Below are 20,594 nucleotides of genomic sequence, written 5' to 3' on the forward strand. Positions count from 1 at the left end.
GGTTTTTATGAAAGAAAAAGTTAATGGCATCGAATTTTATTATCATAAACTAGGTAAAGGGGCACCTTTGCTTCTTTTACATGGTCACCATCTAGATGGGGGCATGTTTGATAAAATCGTTGCCCCACTTTCTCTTTATTACACGGTTTATGTACTCGATATGCGTGGTCATGGATTAAGTGAAGGTGATATTGCGGAACACTATCATACTGAAGTGGAAGACGTTTATGCCTTTATTAAGCAAGTAGGCATCGAAGGATGTTACTGCTTCGGTTTTGATGCAGGTGGATTAGTTGCGATGATGCTAGCTAGAAAATATCCAACAATTTTTAAGAAAATGATTGTTGCTGGGGTATTTGTTAATGGTGCCGGCATTCGTCCATACCACTACTTAACTGAAGGGTTTCACCGCTTTTTGAAGCTTGATCGTGATAGTCGTGTCGAATTAACCGAGTCCTTTATCTCTGTTGATGATTTGAAGAAAATCACGATACCAACACTTTGTGTAGTTGGAGAAAGAGATTGGGTTAAGGTGGAACACGTTCGCTGGTATAGTCAATTTATGCCCAATGCGAGATTAGTTATTATGCCACGTCAAACACACGATAGCTATGCAGTGCGCAGCCTTAAGCTATTAGATTTGATTAAAGAATTTTGTAAATAATTAAAAAGGAGAAAAATTATGGTTAAAGTTGTAGTACTTGGTGCTCACGGACAAGTAGCCCAAATTGCTGAAAGATTTTTGTTTGCAGATAAAGAAGTTCAACCTTCATTATTTTTACGTAATGCTAAGCGTATGGAAGATAAAAAGAATAAAGCTACAATCTTTGAAGGCAGCGCAACTGATACCGCACAACTTGAAAAAGCTATGAAGGGCCAAGACATTGTTTACGCTAACTTAGGCGGCAAAGATGATATTGATCTTGAAGCAGAAGCCGTTATTGAAGCAATGAAGAATGCCCGCGTTAAGAGATTGATTTGGATTTCTACTTTGGGCATTTATGATGAAGTTCCAGGCAAGTTTGGTGAATGGAACAAGGAAACTTTAGGTGACTACATTACTGAATATGCCAAGGCTGCTAAGAGAATTGAAGAATCTGGCTTAGACTACACCATTATTCGTCCAACTTGGATGGACAATAAAGATGAAGTAGATTATGAAAAGTCTAAGAAGGGTGAACCAATCAAGGATACTGAAGTATCACGTAAGTCAGTTGCCGCATATGTTTATCATTTGATCAAGAATCCTAAAGAAGACGTTGGCGAATCAATTGGCTTAGGTAAGCCAGGTACTGAAGGAGATAAGCCTAGCTGGTATTAAAAAGGTGGATTATTTTAATAATTAATGCACTAGTTGCAATGGCAATCGCCTATTTTAGCCTTAGAGAAAGACAAGAAGATTTTAACCTATTTACTGCAGGTGCGGTTTTCATAGCATTGGACTGGTCTTAATCCTAGGATCAGTTCCTGTGATGAATAATTTCGATGAATCATCAGTATTGCAGTTTATTGGTGGAATTTTAATTGTTCTAGGTATCATTAGTTTAATTGTTGGCTTTGTAACAAAAGCAGCAAGAACCGTCAGTTTACGGGATGTTGCTGCAGTTTGCTTGCTTTATTTAACGCATAATTCAAGTTTAAGTTTCATGAACTTAGTAGTGCCGGAATTGGCAGCGATTGTCGGGCTGGTTTTGTTCATTGTTTCTAGAAGACAAATGAATTAGATTTACGTAAATTCAAAATCAAAATAGAAATCTTCAATAAAGAACCTCCTCTTTTATTTATCAGAGAAGGTTTTTCGTATATAATGGGTCTGTATATGATTTTTATTCAGAAGAGGTAGCTATGAACAAGGAAGAACTCCATAAATTATTGCACCCAATGAAGGTGATCGGGTTAGGTGGTAACCCAGCATTAAACGAAAAAATTGCTGCAATTTTGCGTCAACCATTAATTGAAACTGCAGTTCATCACTTCAGCGATGGTGAAATCCAAGTTAATATTGGTGAAAGTGTCAGAGGTTGTGACGTCTTTGTAATTCAATCAATTCAAGATCCAGTTAACGAAAACTTCATGGAACTTGAAATTATCTTGGACGCATTGCACCGTGCATCAGCTCATACCATTAACGTGGTAGTTCCATACTTAGCATATTCACGTTCAGATACTAAGACTCGTTCACGTGAACCAATCACAGCTAAGCTTGTTGCTAACTTGCTTCAATTAACTGGTATGGATCGTTTAATTACAGTTGATTTGCATGCTTCACAAATTCAAGGTTTCTACAGTGTTCCAGTAGATCACCTGCACGCTATTCCACTTCTTGGTCAATACTTCTTAGATAATGGTATTGCTACTAAGGAAGATGATGATATCGTAGTTGTTTCACCTGATCACTCAGGTGCCAAGCTTGCACGTAACTTTGGTCAATATTTCAACGCTCCAATCGCTATTGTTGATCAACGTGGTGCTCGTTATGATACTGAAGTGCACGATATTATTGGGGATGTTAAAGACAAGAAGTGTATCATCGTTGATGATTTAATTGATACTGGTTCTCGTATTTCATCATCAACTAAGTCAGTTATGGCAGCAGGTGCCAAGAAGGTTTATGTTGCTGCAACTCACGCACTTCTTTCTAAGAATGCAACTGAAGTACTTAACGAATTGCCAATTGAACAAATCGTTGTAACTGATACTATTAAGCATAATCGTTACCCAGACAGAATGGTTCGTATTTCTGTAGATCAACTTCTTGCTCGTGGTATTGATTACGTTTATAACGATCGTTCAATTCACCAAATTTTTGATGAACAAAATCGTTTAAAGTAAAAAAATTAAATAATTGATATATAATAATCCTCACCTGAATGAGGATTATTTTTTATTTAAATTTAAGTCATAAAACTATTTACAAATAGCAATGATTGGTATAATTGATTTGTGTTGTATAGATAGAAAGAGAAAGATAGGGGAATAACCATGGCACGACGGAAAAATATGAAAAGACGGAGAGTTATTCTTGGCAATACTTTTCATTTAATCAGAGAAAATGGAATGGATAATGTTTCTTTGCAAATGATTGCAGAAAAATCAGGCATTTCAAAGTCCCTGCTGCAGTCATATTATCCTCATAAAGCCAAGTTAACTAATGACATTATTCGTAATCTTTTTAATACTTTAGGACAACAAGTAAATAATTACGATATGGCTAATAGTAATGCACCATATGCAAGAACTAAGGCTTTTATTTATACTATTGCAATTTTAGGGATGCATGATGAAGGTCTTGATCGAATTATTTCAGAAGCCTTTGTCAGCAATGCAACCCTGGATAACTGGGGCGTAATGCTTAATGATTGGATCAATATCAATCATTTATTTGACGACGTTGATGTTGATGAAGACGAGCTTGAAACGGGGATTGCATTTGTAACTAGTGGTATCGGACGGCTTTACCATGATCGTAAGAAGCACCACTTATCAGCAGAGGCTCTTGCAGACTATGCTACGAGTGCATTAATGTTTAGTTTCTTGCATTGTTCTTCTCGTGAAATTGATCAAGCTCTAAAAGAGGGACATGAAATCATCGAATCAGCTGATATGGAAGTTGTTCACCGTGCAATTGATACGATGTTTGATGAAGGTAAAGAAATTTTCAGCTAAAGGGGAATCGTGATGGTTGAAGGCAGAAGAGCCAATTTGCGACGAATGGGGCAAGAACAAGCTGGCCAGTATAAACGCATGATGGCTTTTGTGATCTTTTTGGCTGCGGCTTTAACATTGATAACGGCAACTTTTCTGAATCCTATTTTTATGAAAAAACAAATCAGGACTAGTTACAATCAAGCCGTTATTGTACGCCAAGTTAATAAAAATTTTGATGTTTTGGCAGATGTAATTAATGCTCGCGACGAAGATGATGCAAATCTACTTGCACAGGCACAAACCCAGCCAATTGCCGACCATATAATTGATTATACGTTAGGCATTCACTGGTTTAAGGTTAATAATTTAAGTCTTGCTCAACAGATTTTAACGGATATTAATCAAGGAATTGATAAAGGCTCTTCAAGTGGAGCACAAGTGATCAATAATAAACTAAAAAAACAAGGTGCTAATGCTCCTTATGCAATTGTTAAGGCATTTAACTTAAATATTGTGACACTTGGTGCCAATATTGCTAGTTTATTATTAATCGTTAATGTAATCATTGTGATTGTGACTATTATTACTCTGATTTCATTAATTAATGACATGAAATCTAAAGCTTCAACGCGAGTGCTGATTCATAATGCAACTGCTGCGGGAATGTGGGCCGGATTTTGGCTAATTCTGATATCAGGGTTACTAGCGCTAGTTCCTGTAATTTTTGATGTAGATAACATTGAATTTGGTTCAATTCTTGAAATTGGCAGTAGTGTTTTCTTGGAATATGTCATTGTCGGTGCAATTATTTATGTTATTTGTGCCATTCCTTGGCAAGCTACTTCAACTAAATAAGTTTAGAAACCGTAAACATGTAACTATGATTACGGTTTTTCTTGCATAATAACGAAGTATCTGTATATAATTAAAAAATAATTAACAAATTTTAGGTATATTTAACGAAGGAATAGGCGAATTTTATGAAAAAGGCAAAGATTATTAATTTGTTTTTTGCTTTCATTACAATAATTTCGACTCTTTTTTTGTTTAATCAACCAGTTGCTGCCGCGGATAAAAAGGTAGCAAGCGACTCTGTAATGAAAAAGATTAAGCAGTCGAAAGAATTAGTAGTGGGCACCTCTGCGGATTACCCGCCACTTGAATTTACTACTAGTGTAAATGGCAATACCAAGTATGTAGGGGTAGATATTGAACTAGCTAAGGATATTGCCAAGGATCTGCACGCTAAGCTTGTAATTAAAAATATGAGCTTTGATTCTCTATTAGTAGCGCTTGAAACAGGCAAGGTTGACATGGTTATTTCTGCTATGACGCCAAATCCTGAAAGAAAAAAGAGTGTAGACTTCTCACAGATTTATTACAAGCCAAGTGGTGAGTATTTTTTAATTAATAAGCGCGATCAAGCTAAGTATAAGAAGATTAAAGACTTTGCTGGTCAAACTGTTGGTGCTCAAACTGGGAGTATTCAATATCAATTGATTCAGTCTCAAATGAAGAAGTCTAAAGCCAAGGGTTTAGGCAAGATCAATAACTTAGTTTTGGCCTTGAAGTCTGGCAAAATGTCAGGCGTGGTAATGGAAGAATTAACTGCTAAAGCATATGCTAAAAATGACAATAGCTTGATGGCTGTTAGAAGCGATTTACGTGAAGAACAAGCTGGGAACGCGGTAGCTATTGCTAAGGGACAATCCGGCTTAGTGAAGGCAGTTAATAAGACAATTAAGCGCGTTGAAAAAGATGATTTGATCAACAAAAATTATTTGCCTGAAGCTGCAAAATACATGAAGACGGCACAAAAGACTAATACAATGGCAAAATATGCTCCATACTTTGTTAAGGGGATCGAATACACCATTATTATCACTGTCTTCTCCGTTTTAATTGGTATCGTATTGGGGATTCTTTTAGCCCTAATGCGTTTATCACAAAACAAGCTTTTGCACTGGATTGCGGTTTGCTACATTGAATTTATTCGTGGTACGCCGCAGATGGTTCAGATTCTGTTCGTTTACTTTGGTGTTGGTGCTCTTATTTCAAACTTATCTGCCTTAGTTGCTGGTATTATTGCGATTGGACTTAACTCAGGAGCCTATGTTGCTGAAGATATTAGATCAGGTATTGCTTCAGTTGCTAAGGGTCAAACTGAGGCAGCTAGATCTCTTGGTTTAAGTCAAGCCAAGGCATACCGTTATGTAATTATCCCGCAAGCATTGAAAAATATTTGGCCAGCTTTAGGTAATGAATTTATCACTTTACTTAAGGACAGTTCATTAGTTTCCGTAATTGGGGTAACAGAATTAATGTACCAAACTGAACTTATTCAAACCTCAACTTACCGTGGTGTGTTGCCATTATTCATTGCGATGATTATTTACTTCATCATGACCTTTACTTTGACTAGACTGCTTAACTATTTCGAAAGACGGATGAAACACAATGACTAAAATGATTGATATTCAACATTTAAAAAAGACCTTTGGTGAAAATGAAGTATTAAAAGATATTTCAGCAACCGTAAATAAAGGGCAGGTAATTTGTATTATCGGCCCATCTGGTTCTGGTAAAAGTACTTTTTTACGCTGTTTAAATGTATTGGAACATCCTACAGCTGGGAAGATTGTTTTTGATGGTACGGATTTAGCTAGTTTAAAAGATGGCAAAGAATTAGATCAATTACGAGAAAAAATGGGCATGGTTTTCCAAAACTTCAATCTTTTCCCTAATATGAATGTAATTGAAAATGTAAAGCTTGCGCCAATGAAAGTTAAAGGTATCAGTGAAAAAAAGCTGAACAAAAAGGCTTAGAGCTTTTAGAAAAAGTAGGATTGGCTGACCGTGCGCAGCAATTTCCTGCTAGTTTATCTGGTGGTCAACAGCAACGTGTAGCGATCGCTAGAGCTTTAGCGATGGATCCTGAAGTGATGCTATTTGATGAACCTACTAGTGCACTTGATCCTGAAATGGTTGGGGAAGTTTTAAAGACAATGCAAGATTTAGCTAATTCAGGGATGACAATGGTAATTGTGACCCATGAAATGGGCTTTGCTCGTGAAGTGGCTGATGAAATCTGGTTTATGGCGGATGGTTACTTGCAAGAAAAAGGAACCCCTGAAGAGGTCTTCGGTCATCCTACTAGTGATCGTGCTAAAGATTTCTTATCCAAAGTTTTATAAACTAAAAAATCCAAGCAAACGCTTGGATTTTTTTATTTCATTCTGTGATGATGAGATTTTTGAATGCGTACTGTCTTATAAAAAAATTTTGATGCCATCCGTCTATAGCTAAAGTATTAAGTAAATTGTTGGATTGATTTGGCAGAATTGCAGCCTTAGGCATAATAACAGCACGCAGAATTTTATTTTGCTTTAGTAAAGGTGACTGCACTTCCGTTTTATTACTTAAAGAAGTGGTGGATTGGTGAGCTACAGGAGCCATGGCGTAATTAGTAGTATCGTTAGTACCATCTTGCTTGAATAGCTTGAAGGTATATTTATAAACGCCCTTAATATCAACCTCATATTCATGTCCAGCTATAATTTGTGTACTTGCTGGTGAATAGGTGATGATTGTTTTAAAGTTGCCATAGCCGCTAGAACTATAATTTTTAACGTGAGTAGCGATAGTTGTGATACCAGTATCTAAATCTTTAATAGATATTTCTGGTTTGGAGTTCACAGTCTTGTCAGATAAATAAATTGACCAAACAGTTTTATTCCCTTTAGCCAGTTCTACTGGAAATAATCGCATGCTAGGGTAGGCAACTACAGGCTGACTAGCAGCTCGAAACATATCGTTAGTGTTGAGCACCTTTTGGACCGAATAACGATAGCCGTTTTTGCCGTATGCTGCTCCGATTCCAGTAGTGGTTAACCGGGTTGAAAGAAGCCAAGCACGGTGGCCTGTATCTGATCCAGTTAAGTTATAGTGGTCAGTCACTAAATCTGTGATAACGTCACCGGCAGATTGATGTGAAACGTTGAAATTCAGATTTGATGTTTCAGAAGTATCTTTAGCTAATTTCCACATTCCCTTTAAAATATAGCTAGGTCTTTTCTCACTAGGGAGACCATGTTGATTAACAAAAGGATTAGCATTGATAGCAGCCATTACTGCCGCAGTTTTTTGAGCATTATTGTTAAAAGTAGTGGTTGCAGTTACATTTGGTAAGCCAAATAGGGAACGATAATAATTAATGTAATCGACTTGTGTTTGAATATATTTTGGATTTAAAGCTCCTGCATTAAATTTCTTCTTTAAATGTGGCTTTTTAGCGTAAATATTTTTAATATTATAGCGAGTTTTATTGAGATTGCCGTATTCTTTTTGAAAATTGTGCACTTCATTAATCTCTTGAGTAGTAAAAGTTGCACCTTTTGCAGTCTGTCCAATAAATGGCACACATAAAATCACTGCAATTGTAGTGATCGAGATTTTCCGTAGAAGCATATTTTTAACTCCCTTCTAGGATCTTGTAGTCTATTTAACTAATTATAAACTATTGTGAAAAGGCTTTAGTGAAAAATATTCTATAATTTTAAGTTTTTCTGGTATTCTTTGCGTATAATAAAGGTTTGGTAACATTTAAAAGAGGTATAAAACAATGACTAAAAAAACACAAGTTGGATTAATTTTTGGTGGTAACTCATCAGAATATGAAGTATCAATTGTTTCAGGTCGTAACATTTATAAAGCAATCGATAAAGAAAAATTTGATGTACACCCAATTTGGATTACTAATGAAGGCTACTTTGCAAACGAAGAAGAAAGTTTCAAAGTTTTGGAAGATCCTTCATATCAAGTAAAGAACCCACACAAGGTTCATAATATTTCTAATTTAATTGAATTAGAAAACTTACCAGAAATCGATGTCTTTTTCCCTATTGTTCACGGTAACTTAGGCGAAGACGGTGTTTTACAAGGTTTATTCCGTTTGATGAATAAGCCATTTGTTGGTGATGATGTCTTAGCTGCTGCTGTAACTATGGACAAGGAATTTACCAAAATTTTAGCTCAAAGGGTTGGCGTTCCTGTTGCTGACTGGATCGCAATTAAACGCTTTGAATACGATGACAAAAATAATGATAAACTTGATTATGAAAAGGTTGCTGAAAAACTTGGTCGTGACATGTTTGTTAAGCCATCTAACCAAGGTTCATCAGTTGGTGTTAGCCATGTAACTAACGCTGATGAATATGCAGCAGCATTAAAAGAAGCATTTAAGTACGATGATAAGGTATTAGTTGAAGAAACTGTTCCTGGTACTGAAGTAGAAACTGCCGTTCTCGGTAACGACAAGCCAATTGTAGCAGGTGTAGGACAAATCACCAATGCAAAAGGCTCATTCTACAGCTATAAGAACAAATACGATGACAATTCAACTTCTAAGTTACAAATCCCTGCAGATTTGCCACAAGAAATTATTGACACTGTAAGAAGAAATGCTCGTAAGGTTTATGAAGTTACTGAATGTAGTGGTATGGCTAGAATTGACTCTATGCTTACTCCAGGTGGTAAAGTAGTATTGACTGAAGTTAATGCCCTTCCAGGTTTTACTAATATCAGTATGTATCCTAAGTTGTTTGAAGAAGCAGGAGTTCCTTACACTGAATTAATTACGCGTTTAATTGAAGTAGGAATGGAACGCTTTGACCATAAGAAGACTTTGCTTCACAAGCACGATTAATACCGAATTTTATAGAGGTAGATTTTAATGACGACTAATAAGCATGATTTTGAAGAACTCGCTGCACCTAAGGCAGCTGCAAAAGAATTAGGAATAAGTGTAGCCACACTGAGAAAATATTCTTTAATTGTGGAAAAAGTAACGGGCAATTCAAACTATTTTGCTCGGACCAAGCAGAAAGCACGTCTATATCATCAAAAGGATATTGACGATCTGAAGGCTTTCCATCGCTTGTCCAAGAATAGTGGCTTGACTTTGCAAGAGGCGGCTCGTCAAATTTATGCTGTTAGTGAAAAAGGTGAAGAGCCTAAAGTCAAAGAACCTGTTTGCTATACTTCTAACGATGTGATGGACACACAGCAGGTAGTTAAGCTTTTGAATACTTTGCAAAAGACTATTTCAAATCAAAATGAGGCGATTAGTTCTTTGCAAAAGCAATTAAATGTCATTCAAAAACAAAATGAAGATTTAATTGAAGCGCAAAAGCAACTTGCTGCACCAAAAGATAATAGCGATAAAATTGCCGCTTTACCTGATATTTCTGGTGTTGTTGATGATGACGATGAAAAACCAAAAGATGCTGCAGAAAAACGCGAAGAAGTAAAGGAAGACATGCAGAAGAGTCAAGAAGAAATGCATGACGAAATTATTTCTAAAGCAAAGGAAAATGCTAAAAAACGTGCAACTGCAAATGTTCATCGTACCTTAGAAGATATGCAACTTCCAGAAACTAAGGAACATTGGTGGCAAAAAATCTTTAAGTTTTAAAAAAGAATTAAACAAAAAAGTAAAGAATTTAAAGGTAGCCTAACATCGGGCTGCCTTTTGTTTTACAGTAATAACTATGAAAAAGAAATAGGGAGTTGTTACTTTGAATTTTAAATGGAAAAAGCGTTATACAGCTGCAGTGATTGCTGCAATTGTTGGCGCTATTCTGACAGTATTAACTTATTTTGCAACTGATATTTATCAAAAGGATGAGGTTGCGGTTATTACAGATAGTCAGATTAAAGATACTTTGATTGAAAAAAATGAGGATGTTTATAAGAATCAGGATCAAACTAGACAACAGATTCTACATTTAAAAGTATTATCTGGTAAGCATAAAGGAGAAAAATATACCACTAAAAATGTATATTATCCTTCTCAATTAACGACACAGCAGTATCGTGCTGGTCAGCGTATTTTTGTCAATATTAAAAAGGGAGACCCTGCCATTGTTAATCCAAAGCGAGATTGGGTATTAGTGATGGTAGTTACAATTACAGTGGCATTAATGATCGCTGTATCAGGGATGCACTCAATTGCATTAGTAATTTCTATGGCAATTAGCTGGGCACTGTTCTATTTAGTCATTATTTGGGATGTTCATCTAAATGGGACACACATTATCTTGCTATTTGGTTTAGCTGATATTGTTTTGTCATTCTTTAGTTTATTGATTGTTCAAGGATTTAATAAAAAAATGCTAGCAACTTGGCTAGCAACTATTTTAGGAATTTTTGTTTCTTTTGCTCTATGCTATGTAATTATGCATGTGACTGGGGAATCAGAAATGAAATATGAAACGGGAGATTATGCAACGCAAGATCCTCGTGGGTTGTTCTTAGCTCAGACTTTGATCGGAATTTTAGGTGCCGTCATGGATGAGGCAACCGACATTATTTCTAGTTTGTATGAATTGATCCAAACTAAAAAAGATATCACTATTCGGCAATTAGTACACAGTGGTCGAACCATGGGACAGGAAATCATGGGGCCATTGATCAATGTCTTGGTTTTGATCTTCATCGCTGGCGCTTTGCCTGAGACGATTTTGTACTTAAGGGATAACAATACCTTAGCTTCTACTTTTGGCTTTACGCTGTCACTAGGAGCCACACAGAGTGTTATTTCTGCGATCGGGATCGTGCTGACGGTTATCTTTGCGACGGGATGCAGTTTATTCTTCTTGAAGGATCGAGATTGGAAGAGTTTGTTTAAAAAAGAAGGTGAGAATAAATGAGTACGTTAATGGCATTAATTGTTGTTTTAGCTATTTTGATGACAATTGTTGGCGGAGAAACGGGAATCCGGAGTTTCTTTAGTGTTTTAATCAATACCATATTGCTGATTTTGGTAGCAATGCTGATTTCTTGGGGAATTAATATTGCAATTTTAACTTTGATTTTTATTCCGTTAAAACTTGTTACGATCATTTTCTTAGGTACGCATGATTATACAGTTGCCAAAAACTCATTTTATTCTGCTTTTATTGTGTGTTTGGTTATTAGTCTATTTATTTGGGGATGCCAATATTTTGCTCAAGCTGCGGGTCTTGGCCCAGAAGCAGGGGAATTATTAGTTGGTTTATCACAAATGCCAGGATTAGATTATCCAATGATTGCTGTTACAGTTGCAGTTTTCTCAACTTTGGGTGCAATTGCGGAAGCAGCAGTAGCGATGAGTTCAGGTTTACTTGAAATTAAAAAGCATAATCCAAATATCAGCGAAGAAGAATTAATGAGTAGCGGTACAGCCATTGGTACTGACGTGCTAGGTACTGCAATGAACACAATTTTATTTGGGATGTTCGGTAGCTTTTTAGCTCTGTTTTTATGGTATTTCCGTTTGCACTATACGATTGGTGAAGTCCTTAATGAAAAACTTTTTGTTAATGAAGCCTTAATTATCATGTATTCTTTAATAGGGGTTATTTTAACAGTGCCTCTGTCATCATTTATGTTGTCTAGAGGGATGAGTAAGAAGGGACTAAAAAATGAAAGTAGAAAATCTGACCATAACTAATTTTAATAAGCGTGAATTTAAGATCCATACTTATGTGCTGGATCAAAATCCAGAATTAGTGGAACAAAAGCGCCCTTTAGCAATTGTGGTTCCAGGTGGGAGTTTTAATCATTTATCTAAAAGAGAAGGCGAACCAGTAGCACTCGCTTTTAATAATCAAGGCTTTAATAGCGTGGTTATGGAATATAACTTAGTACAAGATCCAGGTAAAATTTATCCAGATGCTGGTCTTGATGTACTTACTACGGTTAAATATTTTAGAGAGCACGCAAATGAGTATCATTTGGATCCCAAACGTATTTTAACGATTGGATTTTCTGCGGGTGGTCATGTGGTCAGTTCAGCTAATAACATGGCTTTAAGCAGTGATTATCAAAGTAAATATGGTTTTAACAAAGATGATGTATTGCCTAATAAGACGATTCTAGGTTATCCATTGATCGATATTAAGAAAATTGGTTTTCCAATCCCAGATGATCAAAAAGATAAGATGCCAGTAGAACCGGAATTATTAGATAGTGCATTAGGTGTTACACGTGAAACACCAGATACATTTATTTTCCAAGCTTGGGATGATCCAGTTGTTTTGATTGGCAATTCCATTGAATACATTGATGCTTTGAATGAGAATAATGTCAAAACTGAAGCACACTTATTCAATCATGGCTATCATGGCTTTTCTTTAGCACGTCATAACGTCCAAACTAAGGGCCGTGAATGGCAGGAAAATCCACATGCGGCTCATTGGTTTAACTTAGCGATGGAGTGGCTGAGAAGCGAATGGGGCGAGTAGAAAAGTATTAAGTCATCGGCTTTGTGGTAAAATTGGTACTTAACAAATGAAATTAAAGCTGGTGAAACTATGCATGATATTTATCACGTTATTTTGAAGAATCGTAAAATCGATCGCTTGATCATGCCATTTGAAGCGCTGTATTGCGTATGGCTGATCATTACTTTGATCTTGAATTTTAAGTTATTTGCTTATTCAATTGATGCGCAATTTGTGTTAATTACGTTGTTTTACTTTAGTGGTTGGATATCATCATTGGTTAAAAAGCATAAAATGAAGCAATAAAAAAGAGTTCTCATATCGAGAGCTCTTTTTGCTTAATCGTTATTCTTTTTTTCTTTAAAGAAGATAACCTCTTCAGCTGCAACAATCGGACCAGATGATTTGTAAACTCTGATTCTCATTGCCTTAGCTTCGACGTCTCTTAAACCAACAACCTTATTCTTGCTGTCAGATTTCCAAGTAAGTTGTTCGCCATATGGTTTAAAGTTAGTACCATCAACAGAAGTTTCTACGCTGACTTCAATAGGATCACCTTGATGATCAATCTTTCTTGGAACCCAAACCATTCTGCTTAAGTGTTCCAATTGATTAAACTTGAAGGTTAATTCAAGCGGTTGATCTTCACTGACGCCATTAACAGTTTCCCATTCACTAGCGAGTTTAAGATCAGTCAAATACTTCAAAGGATGATCTTTTTGACTAGTCATGTTACTAGTAGTTTGAATATCTCTGATGGCAAAATTCATTGGATCTGGTTTAGTGATTGCACCAAATGGATCTGACCATTCAGAAACTTTGTTTTTAGCAACATAACGCAAACGCATACTGTAACGAGTATTAGGAGCCAATCCATGGAAGGTAAATGAGCTACCATCGATACCATCATGCAAAATGCCATTAACTTCAATTTGAACTTGATCAGTCAATTGTGGCCAAACTACTGTTAGTGAATGTGAGCTGATCTTTTCTGGATCAACTGCTGGCTGCTTAGGTGAACGCAATAATGAATCAGTGATTGCGTGTACTAAAGTCTCATTACCATACTTGAAGTTACGAATAATAATTTCAATCTTGGAATCAGTAATGTCGCGCTTAGCTAACTTGATTTGCAAAGCGGTTTGCTTCTTTTCTTGATATTGATCAAATTCAGGCAACCAGCTGTAATTTGTATTAAAAAAGAATCCTTCCTTAGCATGAGCGAATGTATCGACTGTGCCATATTCTTGCATGTCGATGACTTGATCATTAATTTTAACGGTTAAGCCATCAGGATAACCATCGCACATGATGTTCAAATTAGTGGTATTTTCTGTTTGGAAGGTATTGAAGTCACCTTGAGTTGGATCAATCGTAATCTTGAGTTTGCTTGCTTCAAGTTCACTAGTAATTTGTGTAGCAACATGGTTTCTTGAATAATCGTTGTAACCATTATCGTCATAGGTAACCATCTTGCTGCGACCTTGTGGGTAAAGAACGTAGTTGCGTTCGCCCAAATCAAAGATAGAGCCGCCACGAACAAAGACTGGTAAATGCCAAGATGGATATGAAAGTTTATTATAAACTCGACCACCTAAATACTTCTTGCCGTCAAACAGGTCAATCCACATCGTACGGTGGTTTGGTAAATAAAGATTATCTTTTCTAGAATTACCATTACCGTCTTCTCGGCCATTAACAATTGGTGAAATGAGCAAGTTAGGCCCAAGCATAAATTCATGGCTAACTTGTGGGGTGTAATTGACTTGTTCATGTGGGAATTCCAAGAATAAAGGCCGCATGATTGGTTCACCAACTTGAGCACGATAGATCAATGTGTACATGTAAGTTTGCAATTGTTCACGCAATTGCAAGTAAGCACGATTGATTTGCGTCATCTTATTGTTATATGCAAATGGCGTTTTACTGAATTTGCCTTGGTCATCAAGACTGAAGAGTAGTGGTGTAAAAGTCTTCCATTCAAAATCACGAATACTAATTTGAGCATTACCACCGCCAGCGGTTCCATCTACGGCACTACCAATTAAAGGTTGGCCAGATAGACTAGCACATAGGAAGCCAGCAACTTGAGTTGGAATATTTTCCCAGTTGCCTCCAATATCACCAAAGGCGAGCATCGTTCTATTTTGACTACCGGCAATTCCTGTATTTGAAAAAATGAGAGGTCTTTTACGCTTAAGATTATCACGTAAAATTAAAGCATCATTTTTCAAAATTTTTGGATCGCTGGTGTTAGTTTGAATAAACGTAGTATCTGGAGTTGCCTTCGGCGTTTGATTTTCACTCCAAAGGCCAGCATTAACATCTCGACTTGCAGCATAATCACTGAAGCTAGTCATTGCTTCCGCATTGATATCTTGTACTTGATAGTTAGGAACAATCCAGCTTAGTTTGAAATGCTCTTTTTGGTAACGATCAACCATTGCACGAGCGGAGAATTGATATTCTTCTTCTCCATTCAATGAGGCCTTACCGTTAGCGCCTTCAGGATTGGAAGTTCTAGTGTAATAGTTGCCATCTTCGAACATGGTAGCATTACGTTCTTTAGCTTCCCCCGGCTGCCACATTGTAGTCAAAAAGTTTCCTACGTGCCCCAGACCCAAAGCATATTTAGGTGGCATTAATGGTTTACCCGTCAAAAGGTAATACTTAGCCAAAATATCTTTAGGTGAGTTGCCTAATAAATAAAATGTATCAAATAACTTACTATTGTGAGTTAAGATTGCGGCATCATGATTGGTTTTACCAAAATCATAGCTACCAGTAGTTTCAGTATTTCTTAATTCACCAAAACCGGAGTTAGCCCAGAAAAATGGTACTTGGGTTAAAACTCCGCCTTTACCCGTAATGTGGTCGCGTTCGATTTGAATGACTTGACCTTTATGACTAAAGTAGCCGTTCTGCATCCCACCACCAAAGTAAAATTCATTTTTGTGTTGTTTTAGAATTTCTGTTGTTTGGTTGCTGCTTAGTTCAAGTGGACTAAGTTGAGATAAACGACTACGGTGTAAAGTCTCGTCAAAAATAGTCATCACCGCAGGTTTTTGTTGAAAAATCAATTGGTAATTGCCAGTTTGAATGATTAAAGAATCACTTGTGGCCTTGGCTTTAGATTTTTCAAAGTAAATATTATTAAATTGAGACAGGTCAACGAAAGAAGAATGATTTTCGTCGAATTCCTTAGCTGGATCAAGGAAATAGCGGAATATTCCGTCAGCTAAAATATAAAGACGAGCAACTTCTCCAGTGGAATAATGAAGTTCATAATAATGATCACGTTTATTTGCACCGATGAGTTGACCTAATTGATGTCTTTCTATTTGATTTTGTGTCATATTGCTTTCTTCCTAATAAAACTTGTTACCATATATTATAGCGAAAAAATCTTAACTTTTTGTGCAATTATGCTAAAAGGCCAATAGTCAATCAAAATTTAATTTCTAATTTTAATGTAAGCGCTTTTACTTTTGAGAAAAATGTGCTATATTATGAGTGTAAAGAAATTAAGAAATAAAAGAAAAAAGAAAAGGTGAGTCCAATGACATAGTTAGTGTAGTTAGTCAGATATAAAGAAAGACTTGTGATACCAATGGGCATTGAAGGCTAAACAACAACTTAGTAATAAAATGATATAGCCAAGTGATATATGATTTACATGAGTGACTCGGACTTCCATATGAAGTGGGTATAGAATAATAATTTTTTGGAAAATCGCTTGGAATATATTTATTTAGGAAAGATAATTTATACATGACGAATAATATTAAAAAATGACCTATCGCAGTTTTTAAGCGATAGGTCATTTAGTTTGCTAATATACAGCACCATCGTAGAAGTTGTAACGAGGCTTGTTAAAGTCGAAGTCTTTCAATTCGCTAATCTTAATAGCGTTGTCGCAGACGCCCCAGCTCATTAAGTTAATTGGCTTGCCGTAATCTTCGTCAGGAATAACTAATAAAATGTATTTACCTTGAGATAAAGCGTAGCCAAGTTCCATACCTAAGCCAACGTCTTCTTCTTCTGGCAAATATACGCCAAGCATGATATCAGAAGTCTTAATTCCTACTAGGTCGTTGTTGTAGGTTGCAGAAGCCCATTCAATATCGTGTAAGTATTCTGGGTGTTCATCAACGCGAATACCCTTGTATTGATTATCAAGAGGTATGTAGCTATTTTCTAAATCAACTGTTGGATTTTCTTTTAAAGCTGCCATAGCTTCTTGGTAAGCCTTGTTTTGCTTTTCGTTGAACCAACCGGCACCAAAGTATAAAGTCTTTTTCTTTTCCATAATTTTCACCCTCATAAAAATTGCTGATGAATTAACTTTAACATCTTTTCAATTGAAAAAAACGTCTTGTTAACTTACGCTAAAAATAGTAATTCCATAATAGAGGGTAAAATTCAATGACCAATACTGAAAATCTTTTTGCTTCAGATGCAGTTTTTGTGTCTGATCAATTAAAGCAGGACTTAGTTTTAAAAGAAGTTTATGATAAATTGCTTGAGCGAGGCTATGTGAAAGGTAACTTCTTATCACATATTGTTGAGCGTGAACACAATTTTCCTACCGGTTTAGATACTAAAACGTTAGGTCAAAATATTCCTAATATTGCAGTGCCGCACACGGAAGGTGAGTTTGTAAATACGCGTTTGATTGTGCCAGTAGCACTTAAACAACCGGTTCTTTTTCATAATATGATTAAGCCTGAAGAAACATTAGAAGTAAAATTCTTGTTTATGCTTTTGGACAATGATCCTGATGGACAGGCTAAGTTGTTAGCTAGCGTAATGGATTTCTTGGCTGATACTCCGGCTAATGAATTGCGGGAAGTATTTAATTTTACCGATCCGCAAGCGATTTATGCATTTTTAAAGCAAAAATTTATGAAAAAAGAAGACTAAAATTTTCTAGCCTTCTTTTTTAGTCTTCAAGGTAAATTTCACGTAATTTCATAATGTCTGCGCTAGAGAGCTTCATAACATCACGTAAATAGTTATTGATACTGCCGTATTTGTCATTCAATACCTTAATGGCATGATCAAGATATTCAGGACGGACACTTTGAATGTCTCGAATTGATTGAAGAACGTTTTCGTTACGACCGTTTTGACGTGCATGTTCAACCATGCTGTCAACGAAGTCCTTGGTAGTAATGTTAGTTAAAAGGTAATCTTTTTTGATAGTGCTAAACGGTACACCCAAAGCACTTAAAATTAGCATTGCACCAAAGCCGGTTCTGTCTTTACCAGCAGTACAGTGGAAGATGACGCTTTCGTTTTCGCCATCATTTTTGAGCAAGACTTCAAAAAGTTTACGATATGCATTTTGAGCAGATTCACTTTCGATCATGTCTTCATAAGCATAGTGCATGTGATCAAAACCGAAGTCAGCATCGTTAGCGGCTTGCTTATTCAAATCGTTTAGACTCTTAGATGAATTGGTTAAGTCTTCGCTAAAGACGGGATCATAAATGTATTCAACACCGTCTGGAACGCGATCAGGTTGATTATCCACTTCTTCTTTACTTCTAAAGTCAACGTCATATTTTACGCCGTAATCAGTTAAGAACTGCTTGTCAAATGGTGATAGATCAGCCAAATTACCAGTTCTAAGAAGTTTATGCATCTTGATTTTTTTGCCAGATAAAGTTTCATAACCTCCAAGTTCACGGAAGTTGCGGCCACTGGTTACACCGATTAATTGATTAATTAATTTTTGGGTCAAAAAAATGCTCCTTTCTGTAATTAAATGTTGTCATGCATATTATTTTAGCAACAAATATGAGCCTAAACAATTATTTAGAAAAGTAATAGCTTACAAAATTATGTTAAAATAAACATTAAGAATAAAGCAATCGGATAGGAGATGAAGAAAAGTGGCAACAGATAAAGAAAGTATTTTAGTTCCAGTTGATGGTTCGGAATCAGCAGAAAGAGCTTTTGATAAGGCTGTTCGAGTTGGTTTACGTGATGGTGCTCACGTTGATGTATTGAACGTTATCGATACTCGTCAATTTATGGGTGAAATGCAAGACACTTTGATTTCTGGCGATACTATTTACCAAATGACTCAAGACTCTGAAGAATATTTGAAGAGTTTGAAGAAATGGGCTCATGATAACTTTAACTTTGATGATGTAGATTACCATATTCGTTATGGTAGTCCTAAGCGTATTATTTCTTACGACTTCATCAAAGACCACCATAATGACTTAATCGTTATGGGTGCAACAGGTCTTAATGCAGTTGAAAGAATGTTGATGGGTTCAGTTACTGAATACGTTAACCAACATGCTTTAGCTGATGTATTGATTGTTAAGACTGATATGGCTAACAACCCAGTTAAACCAACAATGAAGAAGAACTAATTAAATAGTGTTAATAGCTAGATGAACATAAATTCATCTAGCTATTTTTTAATGAAAAGTTTCCTAAAAAGGCTTGATAGAACCCGAATATTTTTGGTATTATTTTAACAAATGAACGTAGAGCTGCTGAAGGGAGTGGATGAGTTTTGCTTAAGGATGTAAATAAATTTATTGTTATCGGCAAGTCTTCCGCTTTTGGAGACGTTTTTTCTGTTCGTTTTACTAATATCTGTGCTATTAATCAGGCTTAATTATTGATCGTTTTTGTCGCCCGTAATTAAGTCTTTTTTTATGGCGTTGTTTGTTTTATCACTATTTTGTTCATGGAGGACAATATGAAAAGATTTAGAAGAATCTTGGTAGCAGTAGTTGCATTACTTGTTGCGGTAGTTGCAACTGCATGTTCAAGCAAGAGTAGTAGTTCATCTAACAAAGAAAACTACACTCCAAAGTCATTAACTATTCAATTTGTACCAAGTCAAGCTGCAACTAAGTTGCAAGCCCGTGCAAAGCCTCTTGAAAAGATGCTTTCAAAGAGATTGGGTATCCCAGTTCACGTTTCTATGTCAACTGACTACAACACCGTTGTGGAAGCTATGAAATCAAAGAAAGTTGATGTAGGTTTCCTTCCACCAGATGGTTATGTTTTAGCTCACAAGCAAGGCGCAGCTGATTTGCTTTTGCAAGCTGAACGTTACGGTGTTAAGCAACCAGGTGGTAAAGCAACTAACCAATTAGTAAAGAGCTATCGTGCAGAAATCCTTGTTAAGAAGGGTTCAAAGATCAAGAACTGGAAAGACTTAAAGGGTAAGTCAATTTCAGTACAAAACCCAACTTCATCAGCTGGATACGTATTCCCAGTTGCTGAACTTAAGCAAAAGGGTTTGGACGTAACTAAGAGTTGTAAGTTAGTTACTGTTACTGGTCACGACCAAGCTGTTTTGAACGTATTAAACGGCGATACTGATGCAGCCTTCGTCTTTGAAGATGCACGTAACATCGTTAAGAAGGACAACCCAAAGATCATGAGTCAAGTTGTTCCAATTTACTTTACTAAGCCAATTCCTAACGACACTATCTCAGTAATTCCAAGTATGTCTAAGTCATTCCGTAAGAAGCTTGCTAAGGCATTCATCGCTGTAGGTAAGTCAAAGGAAGGTAAGAAAGTTATCGAAAGCGTATATAGCCACGAAGGTTACGCATACGCAAAAGATAGTGACTTCAACGTTATCCGTAAATACGACAAGATCGTTGAATCAACTAAGAAATAATAAATTTAATTAAGGGAGTTTGA

General features: G+C 36.2%; 20 protein-coding genes and 1 pseudogene. 17 read left to right on the forward strand and 4 right to left on the reverse strand.

Annotation, left to right across the window (positions count from 1 at the left end; all coding sequences use genetic code 11):
* Positions 1–7: 7 nt before the first annotated feature.
* The 8 genes and pseudogenes from FC37_RS06000 (at position 8) to FC37_RS06035 (ending at position 6,842) form a co-directional block, all read left to right on the forward strand.
* The gene (locus FC37_RS06000) at positions 8–664 is read left to right on the forward strand and encodes an alpha/beta fold hydrolase (RefSeq protein ID WP_025005599.1); all 657 of its coding nucleotides are present in this window, start codon (positions 8–10) and stop codon (positions 662–664) included.
* Between the two features lie 18 nt (positions 665–682).
* Positions 683–1,321 carry an NAD(P)H-binding protein gene (locus FC37_RS06005; protein WP_025005598.1) on the forward strand — a complete coding sequence of 213 codons (639 nt, stop codon included), beginning with the start codon at positions 683–685 and terminating at the stop codon, positions 1,319–1,321.
* 151 nt (positions 1,322–1,472) lie between these two features.
* Entirely contained in the window at positions 1,473–1,724 is a 252-nt protein-coding gene (locus FC37_RS06010; RefSeq protein ID WP_420889356.1) for a hypothetical protein, read from the forward strand.
* Positions 1,725–1,845: 121 nt separating this feature from the next.
* On the forward strand, positions 1,846–2,832 hold the full coding sequence (locus FC37_RS06015; RefSeq protein ID WP_056945545.1) for a ribose-phosphate diphosphokinase: 987 nt from the start codon (positions 1,846–1,848) through the stop codon (positions 2,830–2,832).
* 150 nt (positions 2,833–2,982) lie between these two features.
* The gene (locus FC37_RS06020) at positions 2,983–3,666 is read left to right on the forward strand and encodes a TetR/AcrR family transcriptional regulator (RefSeq protein ID WP_025005597.1); all 684 of its coding nucleotides are present in this window, start codon (positions 2,983–2,985) and stop codon (positions 3,664–3,666) included.
* A 12-nt stretch (positions 3,667–3,678) separates the two neighbouring features.
* Positions 3,679–4,503, forward strand: coding sequence for a hypothetical protein (locus tag FC37_RS06025; RefSeq protein ID WP_025005596.1), 825 nt, complete (start codon positions 3,679–3,681; stop codon positions 4,501–4,503).
* A gap of 125 nt (positions 4,504–4,628) precedes the next feature.
* Positions 4,629–6,113 carry an ABC transporter substrate-binding protein/permease gene (locus FC37_RS06030; protein ID WP_025005595.1) on the forward strand — a complete coding sequence of 495 codons (1,485 nt, stop codon included), beginning with the start codon at positions 4,629–4,631 and terminating at the stop codon, positions 6,111–6,113.
* A pseudogene (locus tag FC37_RS06035) lies at positions 6,106–6,842 on the forward strand (amino acid ABC transporter ATP-binding protein). Before FC37_RS06030 ends, FC37_RS06035 begins: the two are co-directional and overlap by 8 nt.
* Before the next feature lie 37 nt (positions 6,843–6,879).
* Here the strand turns inward: FC37_RS06035 and FC37_RS06040 are convergent.
* Entirely contained in the window at positions 6,880–8,115 is a 1,236-nt protein-coding gene (locus tag FC37_RS06040; RefSeq protein WP_025005594.1) for a CAP domain-containing protein, read from the reverse strand.
* Between the two features lie 154 nt (positions 8,116–8,269).
* Here FC37_RS06040 and FC37_RS06045 point away from each other — a divergent pair, with 154 nt between their 5' ends.
* The 6 genes from FC37_RS06045 (at position 8,270) to FC37_RS06070 (ending at position 13,217) form a co-directional block, all read left to right on the forward strand.
* A complete protein-coding gene (locus FC37_RS06045; protein ID WP_025005593.1) occupies positions 8,270–9,352 on the forward strand; it encodes a D-alanine--D-alanine ligase family protein in 1,083 nt (360 codons plus the stop codon).
* A gap of 27 nt (positions 9,353–9,379) precedes the next feature.
* Entirely contained in the window at positions 9,380–10,120 is a 741-nt protein-coding gene (locus FC37_RS06050; RefSeq protein ID WP_025005592.1) for a MerR family transcriptional regulator, read from the forward strand.
* Positions 10,121–10,223: 103 nt separating this feature from the next.
* On the forward strand, positions 10,224–11,357 hold the full coding sequence (locus FC37_RS06055) for a YibE/F family protein (protein ID WP_025005591.1): 1,134 nt from the start codon (positions 10,224–10,226) through the stop codon (positions 11,355–11,357).
* Positions 11,354–12,139 (forward strand): YibE/F family protein, encoded by a 786-nt coding sequence (locus tag FC37_RS06060; RefSeq protein ID WP_025005590.1) that lies wholly within the window; start codon positions 11,354–11,356, stop codon positions 12,137–12,139. The genes FC37_RS06055 and FC37_RS06060 overlap by 4 nt, the downstream gene beginning before the upstream one ends.
* Entirely contained in the window at positions 12,111–12,932 is an 822-nt protein-coding gene (locus FC37_RS06065; protein WP_025005589.1) for an alpha/beta hydrolase, read from the forward strand. The genes FC37_RS06060 and FC37_RS06065 overlap by 29 nt, the downstream gene beginning before the upstream one ends.
* 69 nt (positions 12,933–13,001) lie before the next feature.
* Positions 13,002–13,217 (forward strand): hypothetical protein, encoded by a 216-nt coding sequence (locus FC37_RS06070; RefSeq protein WP_014918111.1) that lies wholly within the window; start codon positions 13,002–13,004, stop codon positions 13,215–13,217.
* 32 nt (positions 13,218–13,249) lie between these two features.
* Here the strand turns inward: FC37_RS06070 and FC37_RS06075 are convergent, their stop codons facing one another.
* Entirely contained in the window at positions 13,250–16,267 is a 3,018-nt protein-coding gene (locus FC37_RS06075) for a TIM-barrel domain-containing protein (RefSeq protein ID WP_025005588.1), read from the reverse strand.
* Between the two features lie 476 nt (positions 16,268–16,743).
* Positions 16,744–17,220, reverse strand: a complete 477-nt coding sequence (locus FC37_RS06080) for a nucleoside 2-deoxyribosyltransferase (RefSeq protein WP_025005587.1) — start codon at positions 17,218–17,220, stop codon at positions 16,744–16,746.
* Between the two features lie 116 nt (positions 17,221–17,336).
* Here FC37_RS06080 and FC37_RS06085 point away from each other — a divergent pair, with 116 nt between their 5' ends.
* Positions 17,337–17,834 carry a PTS sugar transporter subunit IIA gene (locus FC37_RS06085; RefSeq protein ID WP_025005586.1) on the forward strand — a complete coding sequence of 166 codons (498 nt, stop codon included), beginning with the start codon at positions 17,337–17,339 and terminating at the stop codon, positions 17,832–17,834.
* Positions 17,835–17,853: 19 nt separating this feature from the next.
* Here FC37_RS06085 and FC37_RS06090 read toward each other — a convergent pair whose 3' ends face one another.
* Positions 17,854–18,657: a tyrosine-protein phosphatase gene (locus FC37_RS06090; RefSeq protein ID WP_025005585.1), complete on the reverse strand. Its 804-nt coding sequence runs from the start codon at positions 18,655–18,657 to the stop codon at positions 17,854–17,856.
* A 151-nt stretch (positions 18,658–18,808) separates the two neighbouring features.
* On the opposite strand from FC37_RS06090, the gene FC37_RS06095 reads away from it, so the two are divergent.
* Entirely contained in the window at positions 18,809–19,300 is a 492-nt protein-coding gene (locus FC37_RS06095; protein ID WP_025005584.1) for a universal stress protein, read from the forward strand.
* Between the two features lie 335 nt (positions 19,301–19,635).
* Positions 19,636–20,571 (forward strand): phosphate/phosphite/phosphonate ABC transporter substrate-binding protein, encoded by a 936-nt coding sequence (locus tag FC37_RS06100; RefSeq protein WP_025005583.1) that lies wholly within the window; start codon positions 19,636–19,638, stop codon positions 20,569–20,571.
* Positions 20,572–20,594 lie beyond the last annotated feature (23 nt).

The sequence above is a fragment of the Lactobacillus gallinarum DSM 10532 = JCM 2011 genome (assembly GCF_001434975.1).
GTDB lineage: Bacteria > Bacillota > Bacilli > Lactobacillales > Lactobacillaceae > Lactobacillus > Lactobacillus gallinarum.